An 18810-nucleotide genomic window follows, 5' to 3' on the forward strand; every position below is an offset into this window, starting at 1 on the left:
CGAGAGGGTGCGGGTGAGGTGTGGCGGTGTCAGCCGAGCAGCGGGCGTTGCGCGGCCCGCTGCTGGCGGTAGTCGGCCAGGGCGGCCGCGGTGCTGTCGAGGGTCGAGACCTGCGCGACCGGGACGTCCCACCAGCCCTCGCCGTCCGGGGCGTAGACGAGCGGATCGCTGTTCACGTGGATGAGCGTGCTCGTCGACGACGCCTTGGCCGCGGCGAGGGCTGCGGAGAGGTCGGCGACCGCGTTCGGCGTCGGTTCCACCTCGACGACGTCGAGCCCGTAGCTGCGGGCGTTCATCGCGAGGTCGACGGGCAGCACCTCGGTGCCCTGGAAGTCGAGGGAGTCGGGATCGAGCTTGCGGTAGAGCGTGCCGAAGCGTTCGGCCCCGACGTTCTCGGAGAGGTGGCCGATCGAGGCGTAGCCGTGGTTCTGGATGAGCACCACGATGATCTTGATGCCCTCGGCGACCGCGGTGACCAGTTCGGTGTGCAGCATGAGGTACGAGCCGTCACCGACCATGACGATGACGTCGCGGTCGGGTGCACCCCTCTTGACTCCGAGACCACCGGCGATCTCGTAGCCCATGCACGAGAACGCGTACTCGACGTGGTAGCCGAGCGCGTCGCGCACCCGCCACAGCTTGTGCAGGTCGCCGGGCAACGACCCGGCCGCCTGGACCACGACGTCGGTGGGGTCGCTGGCCGCCTGGACGGCGCCGATGATCTCGGGCTGGCCGGGCAGGGCCAGCCCGGACGGCTGGAAGGCCTCGTCGACGAGGACGTCCCAACTCGCCTTCTCGGTGGCCACGCGAGCGGAGTGCTCGTCGGGTACCCGATGCCCCGCGAGCGCCTCGGCGAGGGCGTCGAGCGTCTCGCGGGCGTCGGCGACGACGGGTAGCTGGGAGCCGTGCTTGTAGGCGTCGAACGACGTGACGTTGACGTTGACGAACCGCACGTCGGAGTCCTGGAAGGCCGTCCGGGAGGCGGTGGTGAAGTCGCTGTACCGCGTGCCGATGCCGATGACGAGGTCCGCCTCGGCGGCGATGCGGTTCGCGGCCGTCGTGCCGGTGGCACCGATGCCCCCGAGGTACTGCGGGTGGTCCCAGGCGAGGGACCCTCCGCCGGCCTGCGTCGTGCCGACGGGGATGCCGGTCGCCCGGGCGAAGGCGTCGAGCTGTCGCTCGGCGCCCGAGTAGAGGATTCCGCCGCCGGCGACGACGACGGGGCGCTTCGCGGCCTTGATCGCGGCGACGGCGCGTTCGAGCGGTCCACGCTCGGGGACGGGGCGCCTGACGTGCCACTCGCGGGGTTGCAGGAACTCGTCGGGCACGTCGAGCCACTCGGCCTGGACGTCCTCGGGCAGGGCGATCGTGACGGCGCCGGTCTCGGCCGGGTCGGTCAGCACGCGCATCGCGGCGAGCGCGATCGAGAAGAGCTGCTCGGGCCGGTCGACGCGGTCGAAGAACCGCGACAGCGGCCGGAACGCGTCGGTCACCTGCAAGGACGTGTCGTGGGGCAGCTCGATCTGCTGCAGCACCGGGTCGCTGACCCGGGTGGCGAAGGTGTCGCTCGGCAACAGCAGGGCGGGCAGCCGGTTCGTCGTCGCGAGCGCGGCCGCCGTGAGCATGTTGGCGGCACCGGGACCGACGGAGGCGGTGCTGGCGTAGGTCGCGCGCCTCCGGTGCATGCGGGCGTAGCCCACGGCCTGGTGCACCATCGCCTGTTCGTTGCGGGCCTGCAGGTACGGCATGAGCCCCGGGCGGTCCACGTGGTACTGCTTGAGCGCCTGGCCGACCCCGGCCACGTTGCCGTGGCCGAAGATGCCGAACATGCCCGGGATCGTGCGCTCTCGCACGTCGCCGTCGACGGTCCACTGATTGGCGAGGAACTCGACGAGCGCCTGGCCGACGGTGAGTCTCTTCGTCGTCATCGACGCGGTCCTTTCGAGGGAGCGGTGGGGAGGTAGGGCAGCCGGGGGTCGGGGGCCTGGGACTCCCAGCCGGCACGGACCCACCCGTGGGCGGGGTCGTCGGAGATCAGCCAGGCGCGCTCGGGGTCGGGCCCCGCCATGACGTTGAGGTAGTAGAGGTCGTAGCCCGGGGCGGCGACGGCGGGGCCGTGGTACCCGTACGGGACGAGGGCGACGTCTCCGGTGCGAACCAGCTCGTTCACGTCGATCGGCCCCGCAGGTGAGCCGTACGTGGCGAACAGGCCGAACGGGTCGGCCTGCTCGGGGGCGTCGAGGCCGCGACCCACGGCGGATTCGAAGTAGTAGATCTCTTCGAGGCGTGACTCTGTGCCGGGCACGGCCTCGTCGTGCTTGTGCGGAGGGTAGGACGACCAGTTCTCGGCGGGGGTCACGACCTCGCAGACGATGAGCTTCTGGGCGTGCAGCCCGTCCGGGGTGCCGAAGTTGTGCACCTGACGGGTCGACCGGCCGGCACCGCGGATCTCGACGGGGATGTCGTCGCGACGGAGCACCTGCACGTCGAGCACCTGGTCGGCCGGTGCCTCGGCGACCGCGACCCGACCGTGCCCGGTGACCACCGCCTCCGTCCGGACGCCCAGGTAGGCGACGTCGGCCGGCCCGTCGAAGACGGATGCCCGCCCGGCGAGCTCGACGGTGCCCGACCCACCTCGGTCATCACTCCACTCGATCACGACGTCACCGGCCAGCGGCACCACCATGCGCTCGACGCCGCCGGCGGCGAGGATCGACGAGACGCCGTCTCGGAGCTCGCCGATGCGCAGTCCGGTGTGCTGCCAGCCGGCGAGGTCGCCGTCGACGACGGTCTGCCAGCCGTCGCGGGTCAGGTCGCCGCGGGGGAAGAACCAGCGGGGTTCGTCGTTCATGTCGTCCACCTCATCATCGAGCGGAGCGGCCCGGGGGCCGCGGGGTACTGCCTGGGGACAGCTCGGGTGTGCCGTCAGTTCTGGGGGAAGCCCAGGTCGACGCCGCCGTGGCTGGGGTCGAGCCACCGGGACGTGATCGCCTTCTCGCGGGTGAAGAACTCGAAGCCCTGCAGGCCGTAGGCCTTGTCCGAACCGAAGATGCTGTCCTTGAAGCCGCCGAACGAGTAGTAGGCGACGGGCACCGGGATGGGCACGTTGATGCCGATCATCCCGACCTCGATCTCGGCCTGGAAACGCCGCGCCGCGCCTCCGTCGTTGGTGAAGATCGCCGTTCCGTTGCCGTAGGCACCGGCGTTGATGAGGGCGACGCCCTCGTCGTAGGACGCGACGCGCACGATCGACAGCACCGGCCCGAAGATCTCTTCGGTGTAGACGCGGCTCGTGAGCGGCACCTTGTCGATCAGGGTGGGCCCGAGCCAGAAGCCGTCGGCCTCGCCGTCGACCTCGATGCCCCGGCCGTCGACGACGACGTCGGCTCCGTCGTCGAGGGCGATGTCGATGTAGCTCGCGACCTTGTCACGGTGCTGTTCGGTCACGAGGGGACCCATGTCGCAGCTGCGGCGACCGTCTCCGACGGTGAGGCCGGCCATGCGCGAGGTGATCTTCTCGATCAGCTCGTCGGCCACGGGTTCGACCGCGACCACCACGCTGATGGCCATGCAGCGCTCACCGGCCGAGCCGAACCCGGCGTTGATCGCACTGTCGGCGACGAGGTCGAGGTCGGCGTCGGGCAGGACGAGCATGTGGTTCTTGGCTCCGCCCAGGGCCTGGACGCGCTTGCCGTGCTTGGCGGCGGTCTCGTAGATGTACTGGGCGATGGGCGTCGACCCGACGAACGAGATGCTCTTGACGTCGGGGTGTTCGAGCAGACCGTCGACGGCCTCCTTGTCGCCGTGGAGGACGTTGAAGACGCCCTCGGGCAGGCCGGCCTCGGCGAAGAGGCGGGCGAGGAACATGGCGCTCGACGGGTCTTTCTCGGACGGCTTCAGGACGACGGTGTTGCCGACGGCGATGGCGATCGGGAAGAACCACATCGGCACCATGGCCGGGAAGTTGAAGGGGCTGATGATGCCGACCACGCCGAGCGGCGCCTTGGTCGAGTAGACGTCGACCCCGGTGGACACCTGCTGCGAGAACTCGCCCTTGATCAGGTGGGGGAAGCCGGTCGCCAGCTCGACGACCTCGAGGCCGCGGGTGATCTCGCCGAGGGCGTCGCTCAACACCTTGCCGTGCTCGCTCGTGAGGATCTCGGCGAGCTCGCCCTTGCGCTCGTTGAGCAGCTCACGGAAACGGAACATGATCTGCTGGCGCTTCGTGATCGAGAGGTCGCGCCAGGCGGGGAACGCGCGGTGGGCCGAGGCGACGGCGGCCTCGATCTCGGAGGCGTCGGCGAGCGAGACGTCCTTCGTCGCGACGCCGAGTGCCGGGTCGTAGACGGGCGCGGTGCGGCCGCTCGTGCCGGGCACCTCGACGTTGTCGATCCAGTGCGCGACCAGGGGCCGATCGGTGGCGGTGGCGGTGGTGCCGGTGTGCGTGCTGGTGGTGCTGGTCATCGTTCTGCCGATCCGTTCGTGGTCGAGGGTGGGTGGACGAGCCCGGCCGCGTGGTCCACGGCTGCGGCGACGTCGTCGTCGCTCGGGTAGAGCAGGGTGCGCCCGACGACCAGCCCACGGACGCCCGGGAGCGCGAGGGCCGCGGCCCAGCGGGCGTAGGTGTCGGCCGGGTCGACGGCGGGGTCACCGCCCAGGAGCAGGGTGGGCAGGGTCGTCGCCGCCATGACGCGTTCCATGTCGTCGACGACGGGCAGCTTGAGCCAGCTGTAGGCGGAGGATTCGCCCAGGCCCGACGCGATGGCGACCGACTTGATGACGGCGTCGGCCGTCAGGTCGTTCGTCACCCGTCCGTCGACCCACGAACTCATGAAGGGCTCGAGCATGATCGGGAGGCGCAGCCTGGCCGACTCGGTCACCGCGCGTGCCGTCGCGGCCAGCGTGGAGGCCGTGCCGGGGTCGTCGAGGGCGACGCGCACGAGCAGCTTGGCGAAGTCGAACCGGGAGTCGGCGATCGACGCGGCCGAGTACGCGGTGAACCGGTCGTCCAGCTCGAACGTGGCGCCCTGGAGACCACCGCGGTTCATGCTGCCGACGACGACCTTGCCGTCGAGCGCGCCGAGCAGGGCGAGGTCCTCGAGGATGTCGGGAGTGCCGAGCACCCCGTCGACGCCCGGCCGGCCGAGGGCGACGACGAGTCGACGGAGGAGGTCGTACCGGTCGGCCATGGCGCTCGAGTCGCCTCGGACGCCGAGGGCACCCCGGGCGGGGTGGTCCGCCGCGACGATGAAGAGGCGTCCGTCCGCACCCAGCGGTGCGGGTCGCGTCCGGGCGGCGAGGATCTCGGCCACCCGGTGCGGCTCGGCGGCCCGGAGGGTTCGGAGGCGCTCGAAGTCGAGGACCGGGGCGGTGCGATCAGACATGGTGCGCCTCCTGGAGGACGGCCTCGACCTCGGCGGTGGTCGGCATGGCGGTGGAGCACTCGAACCGGGTGGCGACGATGCCGCCGGCCGCGTTGGCGAAACGCAGGGTGCGATCGAGCGACCACCCCTCGATCAGGCCGTGGCAGAGGGCGCCCCCGAACCCGTCGCCCGACCCCAGGCCGTTGATGACCTGGACGAGGTGCGCCGGCACCTCGATCCGCTCGTCACGCGTCTTGGCGAGGACGCCCTTGGGGCCCTGCTTGACGACGGCGAGTTCGACGCCCCTGTCGAGGAGGGCGTCGGCCGCCCGCTCGGGCTCGGTCTCGCCGACGGCGATCTCGCACTCTTCGCGGTTGCCGACGGCGACGGTGACGTGCTCGAGTGCGCGCCCGACCTCTCGGGTGGCGACCTCCGGGCTCTTCCAGAACATGGGTCGGTAGTCGAGGTCGAGGATGGTCAGGCGCCGACGACCCCGGGCCTGCCAGGCCACGTGGTGCGCCTGTCTGCTCGGTTCTTCGCTGAGGCCGGTGACCGTGGCCCAGAAGACCGTGGCCTTCTCGACGGCGGCGAGGTCGAGCGAGCCCGCGGTGATCATGAGGTCGGGTGCCTTGGGCTGCCGGTAGAAGTACAGCGGGAAGTCGTCGGGCGGGAAGATCTCGCAGAACGTGACGGGGGTGTTGAGCCCGTCGACGGTCGAGACGAGCCGGGTCGAGACGCCGAGCCGCTCGAGCTCTCGGACGATGTAGCGACCGAAGGGATCGTCGCCGGTGCGGGTGACCACCGCGGACCGCCGGCCGTGACGGGCGGCCGCGATGGCGACGTTGGTCGCGCTGCCACCGACGGATTTGCTGAAGGTCTCGACCTCTTCGAGCGGGACGCCGGACTGCTGCGGGTAGATGTCGACGCCCACGCGGCCCATGGTGAGGACGTCGTACGGAGCGGTGTCGTTGTCGGTGTGGTCGGTCATGACGTGGTCGTCCTCTCGAGAGCGTGGCGTGCGGTCGCGGTCACTTCTTGCCGTTCTTCACGACGTAGATGGCACCGGTGCTGAAGTCCTCTTCGAGCTGCTCGAGCGACCGCCCGTTCGTCTCGGGCACCTTCTTCACGGCGAAGAGGAACGACCCGGCGTTGAGCACCGCGAAGATGAAGAACGTCGTCGAGATGCCGATGCCGGCGACGAGGATCGGGAAGAGCAGGCTGACGGCGAAGTTGGTCAACCAGAGGATGAGCACCGTGAGCCCCATCCCGACGCCGCGCAGCTTGAGGGGGAAGATCTCGCTGAGCATCAGCCAGACGAGAGGGCCGATGGTGCCCTGCATGGTCCCGACGAAGCCGATGACGAAGATCAGGACGACGATCGCGCGGCCGAGCCCCTCGGGGATCAGCAGCGACGACAGGCCGATCAGCAGGTGGAAGATCGTGACGCCGGCGAAGCCGGCCATGAGCATGGTGCGCCGTCCGACCTTGTTGATGATGCGGAGGGCGACGAGCATCGCGACGACGGCGATGACGCCTGCCCCGACGTTGGCGATCAGGGCCCCGCTCTGCGAGAAACCGGACTGCTGCAGCACCTGGGTGCCGTAGTACATGATCGAGTTGATGCCGGTCAGCTGCTGAGCGACGGCCAGGCCGATGCCGATGAACAGGATCTTGCGGAGCCAGGGCTCGGCGATGAGGTCGGCGAGGCGGGCGCTCTTGGCCTCTTTCTCCTCGTCGGCCAGGAGGCGCACCTCGGCCATCTCGGCCACCGCGCGGTCGTCGGCACGGATCTGCTTGAGCACGGCGAGCGCGTCGTCGTCGCGGCCCTTGGCGATGAGCCAGCGAGGGCTCTCGGGGACACGGAACATGCCGATGAAGAGGGCGATGGCGGGCAGTACCGCGACGGAGAGCATGTAGCGCCACACGTTGTCGTGCTCGCCCCAGACGCTGCCGATGACGGCGTTGATGGTGAAGGCGGCGAGCTGCCCCGAGACGATCATGAGCTCGTTGCGGCTGACGAGCCCGCCGCGCTGCTCGGTGGGGGCGAGTTCGGCGAGGAACACCGGAACGGTGACCGAGGCCCCCCCGACCGCGATGCCGAGGAAGAACCGCGCCCCGGTGAGGAACTCCCACGTGGGGGCGAGCACGCAGGCGAGCGCGGCGAAGAAGAACAGGATGGCCAGGGTGTTGATGGTCGGCTTCCGCCCGAAGGCGTCCGAGATGCGCCCGATGAAGAACGCCCCGACCGCGGCCCCGATGAGGATGGCCGAGACCATGATGCCCTCGCTGGCCGGCGTGAGCCCGAGGCTCTCCTCCATCGAGTCGAGCGCGCCGTTGATCACGCCCGTGTCGTACCCGAAGAGCAGGCCACCGAAGGTGGCGATGACCGCGACGGTGCCGAGACGCTTGGTGTGCGGGCCCGAGACCAGGGCGGGAAGAGCTACTCGGGGCGAACTGCCCGATGTGTCGGTGACCACGATTCCTCCATTGGTTGTGGTTACAGCTTCCCGCGTCGGTGCGGGTCGTCGCCCTGCAACGGCGACAGGACGAGGCTAGCCATGTCCGTATGTCCTGTCAATCGGTCATGCGTGGACCACCCCTTCGAATCGGACGGGAGAGGGACTCGCGCGTCCCTAGACTCGGAGCATGCCTTTCGACGAGTGGTACGACGACGAGACACGAGAGGCCGCGACGGCCCGCGTGCTGCAGCGGCGGATGACGAACCCCACCGACCGCAACGTCCTCACCGTCGTCGCGGAAGAGTTCAACGTGCCGCGGCAGACCCTCAGCGACTGGGTCGACGAGGCCTCGCCCGAGTCCGCCAAGCCGAAGCGCAAGCCCCGCCCGAAGTTCTCGCAGGTCGTCAAGACCACCAAGGAGGCGCGGGTCGAGTCCCCCGAGGACGACGAAGCGATCGACGCTCCGCAGCCCGCCGCACCTCCGGAGCCCGCGAGCGAGCCCGAGCCCGACGCGCAGACAGAGTCCGTGCCGCAGGCCGAGGCCGTTCCGCAGACCGAGGTCGCGTCCGACCCGGAGGCCGACCCGCAGCCGGAGTCGAACCCGGAGCCCGAGCGGGACCCCTGGGCGGCGTCCGATCCTGCCCCCGAACCCGAACCCGAGCCCGAGCCGACGCCCGAGAGCCAACCCGGCCTGCAGCCCGTGCCCGCACCCGCGCCCACACCCACACCCGCACCCGCCGCACCCGCCGACAGCCGCCTCACCGCCCTCGAGGGCGAGGTCGCGGCTCTCCGCGCCGGCAACCGCGCACTCGTCGAGGCCCTCCGCATCCTGGTCGACTGACGACGCCGGTCGGCGCCTGGCCGAGCCGGGCGACGGCCACGAGGCCGTCCGGTCACCGTCGTCGTGGTGACGGCCTCGACGTCGTGAACCGGGCCTGGCGCCGATCGGCCGCGCGCGCCTCCCGGGGGAGGCGGTAGCCGTCGCGGTAGACGCCGACGACGTCGAGGGCGACGCCCACGAGGGAGCGGACGGCGGTGCGCCGCTCGCTCGAGCCGTACCAGTTGCGGTGGAGACGCCACAGCTCGACGATCCCCCGCACGAGCAGTCCCCCGCCGAAGAAGACGGCGGCGATCCAGGCGATGCCGGTCGAGCCGAAGGCGATGACCGCACCGATGCAGACGACCAGCGTCACCACCAGGGTGATCATCAGCGTGCGTGGGCTCGGCAGCTGTCGGCCGTGCTCGCCGGTCCAGTAGGACGACAGCAGGTAGAGGGCGTCCTCGCGGGAGCGTCCGCCCTCGCGCAGCCGGTCGACGGCGGCGTCGGTGCGCGCGAGTCGGTCGGGCCCGTCGGCCTGGCGCACCGCGGCGCTGGTCGACGCGACGATGCGGATGACGGGAGGTTCGCGTCGAGCCACCAGGCCATCTTGCCGCACGCCGCACGCCCGACGCCGCCCGCCGCACGACGCCGCCCGCCGTCCGCCGTCCGCCGTCCGCCGGACGGGCCCGCGCTGTCCCCCGCCTGGCCGCTTCGCGAGTGCCCGTCGACCCGAGTCTGCAAGCTCGCTGGAGGTCGATGACGGGTGGGCTGCCGCTCGCGTCCGAATGGTGTGTCACCGAGACACAGCGCGTCCGCACCGCGGCACCGCGATCCCCGGCCACCGACGAGTGGCCGCGCCGAGAGAAGGACGACCACCATGAGCGCAGACGACGACAAGCAGGCCGACTCGGGCTTCGCCGGCAGGTTCCGTGACCAGCTCGGCAGCCGGGCGATCGAGCCCCTCATCAAGGCCGTCCGCACCGAACTGCGGTCGGCCCGCGACGAGGTCGCGGGCCGGGCTCGGGACGCGCGGTCCGGCGCCGTGATGCTCGCCGTCGGGGCCGTCCTCGCGATCGTGACCGTGATCCTCCTGGCCGGCACCGCCGTCGCCCTGCTGGCCCTGGCCCTGCCCCTCTGGGCCGCCGCGCTCATCACGTTCGCGGCCTTCGCCGTCGTCACCGCGGTGCTCGTCGCCGTCGGCCTGAAGGGCGTCAGGCGGGGCGTCCCGCCGGTCCCCGTCGACACGGTGAAGAACCTCACCTCGTCGTCCGACTAGCCGCCGACCCCTCCGAACCGGGCCCCGTCCCAACCCGACCCAACCCGGCACGACCCGGCCCCACCCGACCCCGTCCCGGCCCGGCCCCACCCGACCCCGTCCTGACCCGACCCAACCCGACACCAGGGAGTCCCCCATGCCTCGCACCACACCCGCCAGCCGGTCCACGAAAGAACAGCGCACGCAACACGCCGAGACCTACACGCCCCTCGCGCGGTACGCCTCCGAGGCGTTCGGAGCCTTCCTCCTCGTCGTCGGAGGCGTGGGCACGGCCGTGTTCGCATCGTCGTTCCCGGACGACGGCAACGCGCTCGGGGTCGGCTTCCTCGGCGTGGCCCTGGCGTTCGGCCTGAGCGTGATGGCCGGCATCTACGCCGTCGGCCACATCTCGGGCGGCCACTTCAACCCGGCCGTGACGGTCGGCTTCGCCCTGGCCCGTCGGACCCCGTGGGCTAGCGTGCCCGGCTACGTCGTCGCGCAGCTCGTCGGGGCCGCCGCCGGAGCCAGCGTCGTGGCGCTCGTCGCCGCCGACGGCCCCGCCGGCTACTTCGCCGCGGCCCGGGACTCGGGCTTCGCCTCGAACGGCTTCGGCGCGTCGTCGCCCGGCGGTTTCGGCCTCGGAGCCGTCCTCGTCACCGAGATCGTGCTGACGGCCGTGTTCGTGGGCGTGATCCTGTCGGTAACCGCCAAGGGTGAGTACAAGGCCCTGGCACCCTTGGCGATCGGCCTGACCCTGACGCTGATCCACCTGATCAGCATCCCCGTGAGCAACACGTCGGTGAACCCCGCCCGCTCGCTGGCGGCCGCCCTCTACGGCGGCCCCGACGCCCTGGCCCAGGTCTGGGTCTTCTTCGTGGCGCCCCTGGTCGGCGGCGCCCTGGCGGGCCTGGCCCACCGCGTCCTGCGCCGTCGCGCCTGACGGGCGACCCGAGCGGCTGGGAACGCAGGAGGCGCGGGTCGGGTGACCCGCGCCTCCTGCGTCCTCGTGCGGTGACGCCGGTGCCGACCGACGCTCGAGCGGAGGCGACGACGTCGCGTCGCCCGTCGAGGGCGACGACCTAGACGACCGTGGCGCTCCGGACCCGGTCGGCGGCGGTGGCCATGTGGTCGCGCATCGCGGCGAGCGCCGCGTTCGGGTCACGGGCCTCGATCGCCCGGAAGACGGCCCGGTGTTCGCGGTACGCGGCCTCGGCCTGGTCCTTCTCGGTGAGCCCGCGCTCGACCCAGAGGCGCAGCAGCGACCGGGTGCTCTGCAGGAGGTCCTTGAGCACGACGTTGTCGGCGCTGACGGCGATCTGCAGGTGGAACCGGATGTCGGCCTGGAGGAACGCGTCGAGGTCCTCGAGCGAGTCGGCCATCACCTCGATGTAGCCGCGCAGCTTCTCGACGTCGGCGTCGGTGGCCCGCTCGGCGGCGTAGGCGGCCGCCTGGATCTCGAGCCCGCCCCGCACCTCGATGAGCTCCCGCGTGCGTGCCGCGTTCAGCATGAGACCCCAGCTGAGGGTGGTGGGCAGCAACTCCGAGGTCTGGTCGCGCAGGTAGGTGCCCGAGCCCGGACGCACCGTGACGATGCCGAGGATCTCGAGGGCGGCCAGGGCCTCGCGGACGGCCGACCGCCCGACGCCGAGACGTTCGGCGAGCTGCCGCTCGGGTGGGAGGCGCGACCCGGGGGTCAGTTCGCCGGCCGTCAGGAGGGCCACGAGCTGCTTGACGACCTCGCTGACCGCGGTGCCGCGCGGGACCATCTCGAGCTCGAGATCGAGGCTCGCGGGGTCGCTCTCTGGGTATGCCGGCACGGTGCGAGCTTAGTCAGCGGGGCCCACGGGTCCAGCTCTCGAGACCCAGGGGTCCACCTCTCGCGGCGCGCACCCACTCTCGTCTTGTCGCGCAATTGGTCAACCGGTTGACAGATTTCGAGGAAAAAGGCACGATGGTTCTTGCGCGCCACCGGCACCGGTCGAAGGCGTCATCCAACAACGTCGTTAGATCCGAAGGAGTCGATGTGGACACCACCACCCGAACGAGCGCGCCACAGAGCGCGGTCGAGAAGTCCGCGATCAAGAAAGTCGCCGTCCGGCTCGTCCCGTTCGTGGCGTTGATGTTCTTCATCAACTACCTCGACCGCACCGCCATCGGCTTCGCGGCGCCGAACGGCATGGAGTCCGACCTCGCCCTGTCGGCCGCCCAGTTCGGCTTCGCCTCCGGCGTGTTCTTCATCGGCTACATCCTGTTGGAGGTGCCGTCGAACCTCGCCCTGCACAAGTTCGGTGCCCGCAAGTGGCTCGCCCGCATCATGGTGACCTGGGGCATCGTGGCGTTGCTCTTCACCTGGGTGCAGAACTTCGAACAGCTCGTCGCGCTGCGCTTCCTGCTCGGTGTCATGGAGGCCGGCTTCTTCCCCGGCGCGATCCTCTTCCTGAGCCTGTGGGTGCCGGCCGCCCACCGCAGCAAGATCCTCGCCCTCTTCTACCTGGCGCAGCCCCTCACCACCGTCATCGGTGCCCCGCTCGCCGGCTGGTTGATCAGCCACGACGGCGTCTTCTTCGGCCTCGAGGGCTGGCGCTTCATGTTCATGGGCGTCGCCATCCCCGCGATCGTCGTCGGGATCGTCGCCTGGTTCTACCTCAAGGACAAGCCCGCCGACGCCAAGTGGCTCACCAAGGAAGAGCAGGTCTGGCTCACCCAGGCCCTGGTGAAGGAGGCCTCGACGAAGACGGGTGCCGTCTCGACCACCGGCAAGCACCCGGGCCTCGGCGTCGTCTTCAAGAACGGCCGCGTCTGGATGCTCTCGTTCATCTACTTCGGCTTCATCTACGGCCTCTACGCGCTCGCGTTCTTCCTGCCCACCATCATCGGCGGCTTCCAGGAGCAGTTCGGCACCGAGTTCACCGTCACCCAGCGCGGCTTCATCACGGCCATCCCCTACGTCCCCGCGGCCATCGCCCTGTACTTCTGGTCGCGTGACGCCTCGCGTCGCGGCCTCAAGACCTGGCACATCGTCATCCCCGCCGTCGTGGGCGGTCTGAGCATCCCGCTGGCGCTCTACGCACAGTCCCCGGCCCTCACCATCGCGGTGATCGCGGTCACCGCCATGGCGATCTTCGCGGCCCTGCCCAACTTCTGGACCCTGCCCACGCAGTTCCTGACCGGGGCCGCGGCGGCCGCGGGCATCGCGCTCATCAACACGGTCGGCAACCTCGCCGGCTTCAGCGCCCCGTACATCACGGGCCTGGTCACCGACGTCACCGGCGACTACCGGGTGCCGATGTTCATCGTCGGGTTCTTCATGCTGCTGTCGGCCGCGCTGATGATCGCGCTCAGCCGGATGAAGAAGCCCGAGGGCACCCTCAGCCCCCGCGAGCAGGCCGACCTGGCGGCGACCGCCGGGCTCGACTGACCGACGCTCACCCCCTCCCCCCGCGGGGCCCGGACGATCACCGACCCGGGCCCCGCCCCCTCCGCACCCCGTCGCCGTGCCGTCGCGCCGTCGACCGGACCACCGCCTCCTGGAGTTCTCATGACACGCCTCTTCAACGATCCGGGCGACTTCGCCGACGAGATGATCGACGGCTTCGTGGCCGCCAACCAGCGCTGGGTGCGACGGGTGCACGGCGGCGTGGTCCGGGCGACCCGCTCGGCCCCCGGCAGCGTCGCGCTCGTCGTCGGCGGTGGCTCGGGTCACTACCCGGCCTTCGGCGGACTCGTCGGGCAGGGACTCGCCCACGGCGCCGCCCTCGGCAACCTCTTCGCCTCGCCCTCGTGGCAGCAGGTCAGGTCGGTCGCGAAGTCGGCGCAGAACGGCGGGGGCGTCCTGCTGAGCTACGGCAACTACGCCGGCGACGTCCTCAACTTCGACAAGGCCCAGCAGAAGCTGATCGACGAGGGCATCGAGACTCGGACGGTCGCCGTCACCGACGACATCTCGAGCGCGTCGATCGCCGACAAGCACAAGCGTCGTGGCATCGCCGGCGACCTCACCGTCTTCAAGTCCGCCGCGGCCGCCGCCGAGGAGGGCGCCGACCTCGACGACGTCGTCCGCGTCGCCGTCAAGGCGAACGAACGCACCCGCAGCGTCGGCGTGGCGTTCTCGGGCTGCTCGCTGCCCGGGGCCGACGAACCGCTCTTCACCGTGCCCGAGGGCCGCATGGCCGTCGGCATGGGCATCCACGGTGAGCCGGGCATCGGCGAGACCGACGTCCCCACGGCGGACGGCCTCGCCGAGCTGCTCGTCGAGGCGCTGCTCGCGAGCGACGAGCTGCCCGACGGGGTCGACGAGGCACGCGGGCGCAAGGTGGCCGTGCTGCTCAACGGACTCGGCTCGGTCAAGTACGAAGAGCTCTTCGTCGTCTACGCCCGGGTCGACGCCCTGCTGCGCGAGGCGGGCGTCGAGGTCGTCGAGCCCGAGGTCGGCGAGCTCGTCACGAGCTTCGACATGGCCGGCGTCTCGCTGACCCTGTTCTGGCTCGACGACGAGCTCGAGCGCCTCTGGGCGGCCCCGGTCGACGCACCCGCCTACAAGAAGGGCTCCGTCGACGTCGCGTCGCGGGCGGACGACGCCGAGCAGGAGGCGCAGGTCGCCATCGCGATCCCGCCCGCGACCCCGGCGTCCCGGCAGGCCGCCCACCTGGTGCTGAGCGCCCTCGAGGCGGTGCGGGCCACGGTCGAGGAGAACGTCGACGAGCTCGGACGCATCGACGCCGTCGCCGGGGACGGCGACCACGGCATCGGCATGCAGCGCGGGGTCCACGCCGCCGTCGCCGCCGCCCGCGAGGCCGTGCTCGCCGGTGCGGGGGCGGGCACCGTCCTCGACCTCGCCGGCGACGCCTGGTCCGACCGCGCCGGGGGCACCTCCGGGGCCCTCTGGGGTGCCGCCCTCGCGAGCCTCGGCGCGGCCGTCGGCGACGAGGCGGCCCCGGACCGCGCCTCCGTGTCCCGTGGCGTCTCCGCCGCGACCGAGGCGATCCTCGAGTTCGGCGCCACGGTCGGCGACAAAACCATGGTCGACGTGCTCGTCCCCTTCGACGCGGTCCTCAGCGCGGCGGTCGACGACGGGGCCGACCTCGCCACGGCCTGGGCCACCGCGGCCGAGGTCGCCGTGACGGCGGCCGCGGCGACGGCCGACCTCCTGCCCAAGATGGGCCGCGCCCGGCCGCACGCCGAGAAGAGCCTCGGCACGCCCGACGCCGGCGCCACCTCGCTCGGGCTCATCACGCGGGCCGTCGGTCGCGTCCTCGCGCCGCAGCCCGCCGCGTGACCCCTCCCCCCCACACCCTCCACGAAAGGCACCACCATGGCTGACCAGCTGCGCATCGTCGTCGGATCGGACGACGCCGGGTACGACTACAAAGAGGTCCTCAAGAAGGACCTCGAGGCGAACGACGGCGTGGCGAGCGTCGCCGACGTCGGGGTCGCCGCCGACGGTCACACCGCCTACCCGCACGTCGCCGTCGAGGCGGCCCGCATGGTCGCCGACGGCCGCGCCGACCGCGCGATCCTGATCTGCGGCACCGGGCTCGGCGTCGCCATCGCGGCCAACAAGGTGCCCGGCATCCGGGCGGTGACCGCGCACGACACGTTCTCGGTCGAACGCGCCGTCCTCTCGAACGACGCCCAGGTGCTCTGCATGGGCCAGCGCGTGATCGGCGTCGAGCTCATGCGCCGCCTGGCGAAGGAGTTCCTCACCTACCGCTTCGACACCTCGAGCGCCTCGGCCGAGAAGGTCGCGGCCATCTGCGGCTACGACGGGTCGGGCGAGCCCGTCGGCATCGACGCGGCGTGAGCGACCCGGTGACCGCCCCCGTCCGGCCCTCCCCGGCCCGCTTCACGATCGGGGTGAGCCTCAAGATGTACTTCTCGCACGCGAGGACCCTCGCGTGGAGCACCGAGGTGGCCGAGATCGCGCGGCGCCACCCGGCCGTCCGGCGGGGCGTCGTCGACCTGTTCGTCGTGCCGACGTTCCCGTCGCTCGTCCCCGTGCAGGAGGCGCTGGCCAGCACCTCGGTCCGCCTCGGTGCCCAGGACCTCGCGACCGACGACTCGGGCGCCTTCACGGGTGAGGTGAGCGGCGCCGAGCTGGCCGAGATCGGCTGCACCCTCGCCGAGATCGGCCACGCCGAACGGCGGACGCTCTTCCACGAGGACGACGCGGTCGTCGCGGCCAAGACGGCGGCGGCGCTGCGCCACGGCATCACCCCGCTGCTCTGCGTGGGCGAGGCCGACGAGACGTCGCCCGCCCTCGCCGCGCTCGAGGTGACGCAGCAGATCGACCTCGCCCTGGCGGCGGCCGACGAGGCCGGCCTCCCGGGCGCCCTCGTCGTCGCGTACGAGCCGCTCTGGGCGATCGGCGCACCGGTGCCGGCGTCCGCGGGCCACATCACCGCGGTGGTCGCGGCCGTCGAGGACCACCTCGCCGGCCTGGCCGATCGCGCCGGCAGCCGGGTGATCTACGGCGGCAGCGCCGGTCCGGGGCTGCTGACCGGTCTGGGCGGCCAGGTCCGTGGGCTGTTCCTCGGTCGCTTCGCCCACGACGCCTCCGCGGTGGAGCGCATCCTCGACGAGGCGCTCGCACTCGACGCGACGCTCGCGCCCGCGCTCGACGAGACGCCGGCCCCCGACGCCGCACGCCGGGACGGGGTGACCTCGTGATCGGCCTCAGCACCTACGCGTACTTCTGGCGGGGCAGCGACCTCGTCCCGCAGCCGATGACGCTCGACGACATGCTGCGTGACACGGCCGCGCAGGGCGTCCGGCTGTTCCAGATCTGCGACCACGAGGCCCTCACCGGCTACGGCGACGAGCAGCTCGCCGCGCTGCGCGACCTCGCCGACGAGCTCGGGCTGACGCTCGAACTCGGCACCCGGGGCACCGGGCCGACCGTCCTGCGGACGTGGCTGCGTCTCGCGGTCGCGCTGCGCGCCTCCTTGGTCCGCAGCATGTGGACGGCGGGCGACGACCGTCCCGACGCGGCCGAGACCGAGCGTCGGCTGCGCGAGGTGCTGCCCGAGTACGAGGAGGCGGGGGTCACCCTCGCCCTCGAGACCTACGAGCAGGTCGGTTCGACCGAGCTCGTGGCCGTCGTGCAGGCGGTCGCCAGCCCGAGGCTCGGCATCGTGCTCGACCCGGCGAACACCGTCGCGAACCTGGAGCACCCGGCCGACGTGACCGCGCGCTGCCTGCCGTTCGTCGCGAACTGGCACGTGAAGGACTTCGCCTTCTCGCGGAAGGACGGCTGGGTGGGGTTCGCCCTGACCAGCACGCCGCTCGGCGAGGGCCGCCTCGACTACGACGGCATCCGTGCCGCGCTCGACGCCCGCGACGGCGGCACCAGCCCCGTCAACCAGGTCGTCGAGCACTGGCTGCCCTGGCAGGGCGATCCCGAGACCACCACGCGGCTCGAAGCCGAGTGGACGACACGAACCATCTCTGAACTAAGGAGCAAGAACAATGACTGACACCCTCGACACGACCGCCCCCGAGAGCACCGTCACGTACGCCGACGGCCAGGGCTCGTCCGACGTCACCGTCGCCGTCATCGGCGCCGGCGGCAAGATGGGCCAGCGCGTCTCGAACAACCTCGCCAAGAGTGCGTACACGACCCTCTACAGCGAGGCGTCGCCCGCCGGCGTCGAGCTGATCGAGTCGCTCGGCCGCACGGTCACCGCGACCGACGTGGCCGTGGCGGACGCCGACGTGGTCATCCTGGCCGTGCCCGACGTGGTGCTCGGCAAGGTCTCCGAGCAGGTCGTCCCGGCGATGAAGACCGGCGCCGTCATCCTCACCCTCGACCCGGCCGCCGCCTACGCCGGCCTGCTCGCCGACCGTGAGGACATCCACTACGCGGTGGCGCACCCCTGCCACCCCAGCGTGTTCCTCGAGCGCACCACGAAGGAGGAGTGGGCCGACACCTTCGGTGGCGTGGCCGCCCCGCAGGAGGTCGTCGCCGCACTCGAGGGCGTGGCCGAGGACTCGCCCGTCCGCGAGCTCATGACGCAGGTCATCTCGACGATCTACGCACCCGTCATCGCCGTGCACTACGTGACGGTCAAGCAGCTGGCCGTCCTCGAGCCGACGCTGGTCGAGACGATGGCCTGCATGATCGGCGCGTTCCTCAAGGAGGCGCTCGAGGAGACCGTCGACGGCGTCGGGGTCCCCTACGAGGCCGCTCGCGCGATGCTCTACGGCCACACCTGGATCGCGCTGACGAACGGCCTGCGCGGCTCGAACCCGTTCAGCGACGCCTGCCACATCGCCATGGACTACGGCCGCGAGTCGATCGTCCGCGACGACTGGAAGAAGATCTTCGACGACAGCCAGCTCGACTCGGTCATCGCGCGCATGCTGAAGATCGACGCCGTCCGCCGCTAGGCCGCGACGACGGGAACGCAGGAGGCGCGGGTCGCGTGACCCGCGCCTCCTGCGTTCTCGCGTGGTGCGGTGGTCGCCCGGGCCGACCGCCCGGCCGGTGCCTATGTCAGGATCAGGTGACCTGCCGCTTCTCGTGGCAGCGTCGACTGGAGGGTTCGCGGATGACCGACACGGACGAGATCGTGCACGTGGTGCTGGTCGAGTGGGCCGAGGGGGCGCCGGCCGACGTGGCCGAGCAGGCCTCACGCCTGTCGACCGAGCACCTGACCGGCATCGACGGCGTGCTGTCGGTGTCGAGCGGCGAGAGCGTCAGCCCCGAGCAGCTCGAGGCCGGGTTCGACTGGATGCTCGTGGTGCGCTTCCGCGACGCGGCCGCGCGCGACGGCTACCTCCCCCATCCGTCGCACCAGCCCGTGGCGACCTACCTCGGCGACGCGTCCGCCCGGGTCGTCGTCTTCGACGTCGCGGCGTAGGGGCCTGGCCCAGGAGGCTCGGTACGGCTGGCCGGCGCCCGTCACGCAGTCGACG

At 71.5% G+C, this 18810-nt stretch carries 18 protein-coding genes; 10 read left to right on the plus strand and 8 right to left on the minus strand.

Annotated features, from left to right (window positions below; translation table 11 throughout):
• Nucleotides 1-29: 29 nt before the first annotated feature.
• The 6 genes from iolD to ACVJ1F_RS06720 form a co-directional block, all read right to left on the minus strand.
• Nucleotides 30-1928, minus strand: coding sequence for a 3D-(3,5/4)-trihydroxycyclohexane-1,2-dione acylhydrolase (decyclizing) (gene iolD / locus ACVJ1F_RS06695; RefSeq protein ID WP_456885398.1), 1899 nt, complete (start codon nucleotides 1926-1928; stop codon nucleotides 30-32).
• Nucleotides 1925-2851, minus strand: a complete 927-nt coding sequence (gene iolB, locus ACVJ1F_RS06700) for a 5-deoxy-glucuronate isomerase (protein WP_456885400.1) — start codon at nucleotides 2849-2851, stop codon at nucleotides 1925-1927. The genes iolD and iolB overlap by 4 nt, the downstream gene beginning before the upstream one ends.
• Before the next feature lie 74 nt (nucleotides 2852-2925).
• On the minus strand, nucleotides 2926-4464 hold the full coding sequence (locus tag ACVJ1F_RS06705; protein ID WP_456885402.1) for a CoA-acylating methylmalonate-semialdehyde dehydrogenase: 1539 nt from the start codon (nucleotides 4462-4464) through the stop codon (nucleotides 2926-2928).
• Entirely contained in the window at nucleotides 4461-5384 is a 924-nt protein-coding gene (locus tag ACVJ1F_RS06710; RefSeq protein ID WP_123571059.1) for a Cgl0159 family (beta/alpha)8-fold protein, read from the minus strand. The genes ACVJ1F_RS06705 and ACVJ1F_RS06710 overlap by 4 nt, the downstream gene beginning before the upstream one ends.
• Nucleotides 5377-6351, minus strand: coding sequence for a 5-dehydro-2-deoxygluconokinase (iolC, locus tag ACVJ1F_RS06715; protein WP_456885404.1), 975 nt, complete (start codon nucleotides 6349-6351; stop codon nucleotides 5377-5379). Before iolC ends, ACVJ1F_RS06710 begins: the two co-directional genes overlap by 8 nt.
• Before the next feature lie 40 nt (nucleotides 6352-6391).
• Nucleotides 6392-7840, minus strand: coding sequence for a sugar porter family MFS transporter (locus ACVJ1F_RS06720; RefSeq protein ID WP_082460110.1), 1449 nt, complete (start codon nucleotides 7838-7840; stop codon nucleotides 6392-6394).
• Nucleotides 7841-8009: 169 nt separating this feature from the next.
• On the opposite strand from ACVJ1F_RS06720, the gene ACVJ1F_RS06725 reads away from it, so the two are divergent.
• A complete protein-coding gene (locus ACVJ1F_RS06725) occupies nucleotides 8010-8663 on the plus strand; it encodes a hypothetical protein (protein ID WP_456885406.1) in 654 nt (217 codons plus the stop codon).
• 52 nt (nucleotides 8664-8715) lie between these two features.
• On the opposite strand, the gene ACVJ1F_RS06730 is transcribed toward ACVJ1F_RS06725, so the two are convergent.
• On the minus strand, nucleotides 8716-9240 hold the full coding sequence (locus ACVJ1F_RS06730) for a hypothetical protein (RefSeq protein WP_456885408.1): 525 nt from the start codon (nucleotides 9238-9240) through the stop codon (nucleotides 8716-8718).
• Nucleotides 9241-9519: 279 nt separating this feature from the next.
• On the opposite strand from ACVJ1F_RS06730, the gene ACVJ1F_RS06735 reads away from it, so the two are divergent.
• Together ACVJ1F_RS06735 and aqpZ are read left to right on the plus strand one after the other, a co-directional pair.
• Nucleotides 9520-9918: a phage holin family protein gene (locus tag ACVJ1F_RS06735; RefSeq protein WP_456885410.1), complete on the plus strand. Its 399-nt coding sequence runs from the start codon at nucleotides 9520-9522 to the stop codon at nucleotides 9916-9918.
• 136 nt (nucleotides 9919-10054) lie between these two features.
• Nucleotides 10055-10837, plus strand: coding sequence for an aquaporin Z (gene aqpZ / locus ACVJ1F_RS06740; protein WP_456885411.1), 783 nt, complete (start codon nucleotides 10055-10057; stop codon nucleotides 10835-10837).
• A 139-nt stretch (nucleotides 10838-10976) separates the two neighbouring features.
• On the opposite strand, the gene ACVJ1F_RS06745 is transcribed toward aqpZ, so the two are convergent.
• Nucleotides 10977-11714: a FadR/GntR family transcriptional regulator gene (locus ACVJ1F_RS06745; protein ID WP_456885413.1), complete on the minus strand. Its 738-nt coding sequence runs from the start codon at nucleotides 11712-11714 to the stop codon at nucleotides 10977-10979.
• A 206-nt stretch (nucleotides 11715-11920) separates the two neighbouring features.
• Between ACVJ1F_RS06745 and ACVJ1F_RS06750 the strand changes: the two genes are divergently transcribed.
• The 7 genes from ACVJ1F_RS06750 to ACVJ1F_RS06780 all read left to right on the plus strand — a co-directional run bounded on the left by ACVJ1F_RS06750 (nucleotide 11921) and on the right by ACVJ1F_RS06780 (nucleotide 18755).
• Nucleotides 11921-13315: an MFS transporter gene (locus tag ACVJ1F_RS06750; RefSeq protein ID WP_056044281.1), complete on the plus strand. Its 1395-nt coding sequence runs from the start codon at nucleotides 11921-11923 to the stop codon at nucleotides 13313-13315.
• Nucleotides 13316-13435: 120 nt separating this feature from the next.
• Nucleotides 13436-15172 (plus strand): dihydroxyacetone kinase family protein, encoded by a 1737-nt coding sequence (locus ACVJ1F_RS06755; protein WP_456885415.1) that lies wholly within the window; start codon nucleotides 13436-13438, stop codon nucleotides 15170-15172.
• A gap of 36 nt (nucleotides 15173-15208) precedes the next feature.
• Complete coding sequence (locus tag ACVJ1F_RS06760; protein WP_056260280.1) at nucleotides 15209-15697, plus strand: ribose-5-phosphate isomerase; 489 nt, start codon at nucleotides 15209-15211, stop codon at nucleotides 15695-15697.
• Nucleotides 15694-16563: a triose-phosphate isomerase family protein gene (locus ACVJ1F_RS06765; protein WP_456885417.1), complete on the plus strand. Its 870-nt coding sequence runs from the start codon at nucleotides 15694-15696 to the stop codon at nucleotides 16561-16563. Before ACVJ1F_RS06760 ends, ACVJ1F_RS06765 begins: the two co-directional genes overlap by 4 nt.
• On the plus strand, nucleotides 16560-17369 hold the full coding sequence (locus tag ACVJ1F_RS06770; RefSeq protein ID WP_456885419.1) for a sugar phosphate isomerase/epimerase family protein: 810 nt from the start codon (nucleotides 16560-16562) through the stop codon (nucleotides 17367-17369). Before ACVJ1F_RS06765 ends, ACVJ1F_RS06770 begins: the two co-directional genes overlap by 4 nt.
• Nucleotides 17362-18282 (plus strand): phosphogluconate dehydrogenase C-terminal domain-containing protein, encoded by a 921-nt coding sequence (locus ACVJ1F_RS06775; RefSeq protein WP_173154177.1) that lies wholly within the window; start codon nucleotides 17362-17364, stop codon nucleotides 18280-18282. The genes ACVJ1F_RS06770 and ACVJ1F_RS06775 overlap by 8 nt, the downstream gene beginning before the upstream one ends.
• A 161-nt stretch (nucleotides 18283-18443) precedes the next feature.
• Nucleotides 18444-18755: a Dabb family protein gene (locus tag ACVJ1F_RS06780; protein WP_456885421.1), complete on the plus strand. Its 312-nt coding sequence runs from the start codon at nucleotides 18444-18446 to the stop codon at nucleotides 18753-18755.
• The last annotated feature ends 55 nt before the right edge of the window (nucleotides 18756-18810 follow it).

The organism is Frigoribacterium sp. 2355 (assembly GCF_054060695.1).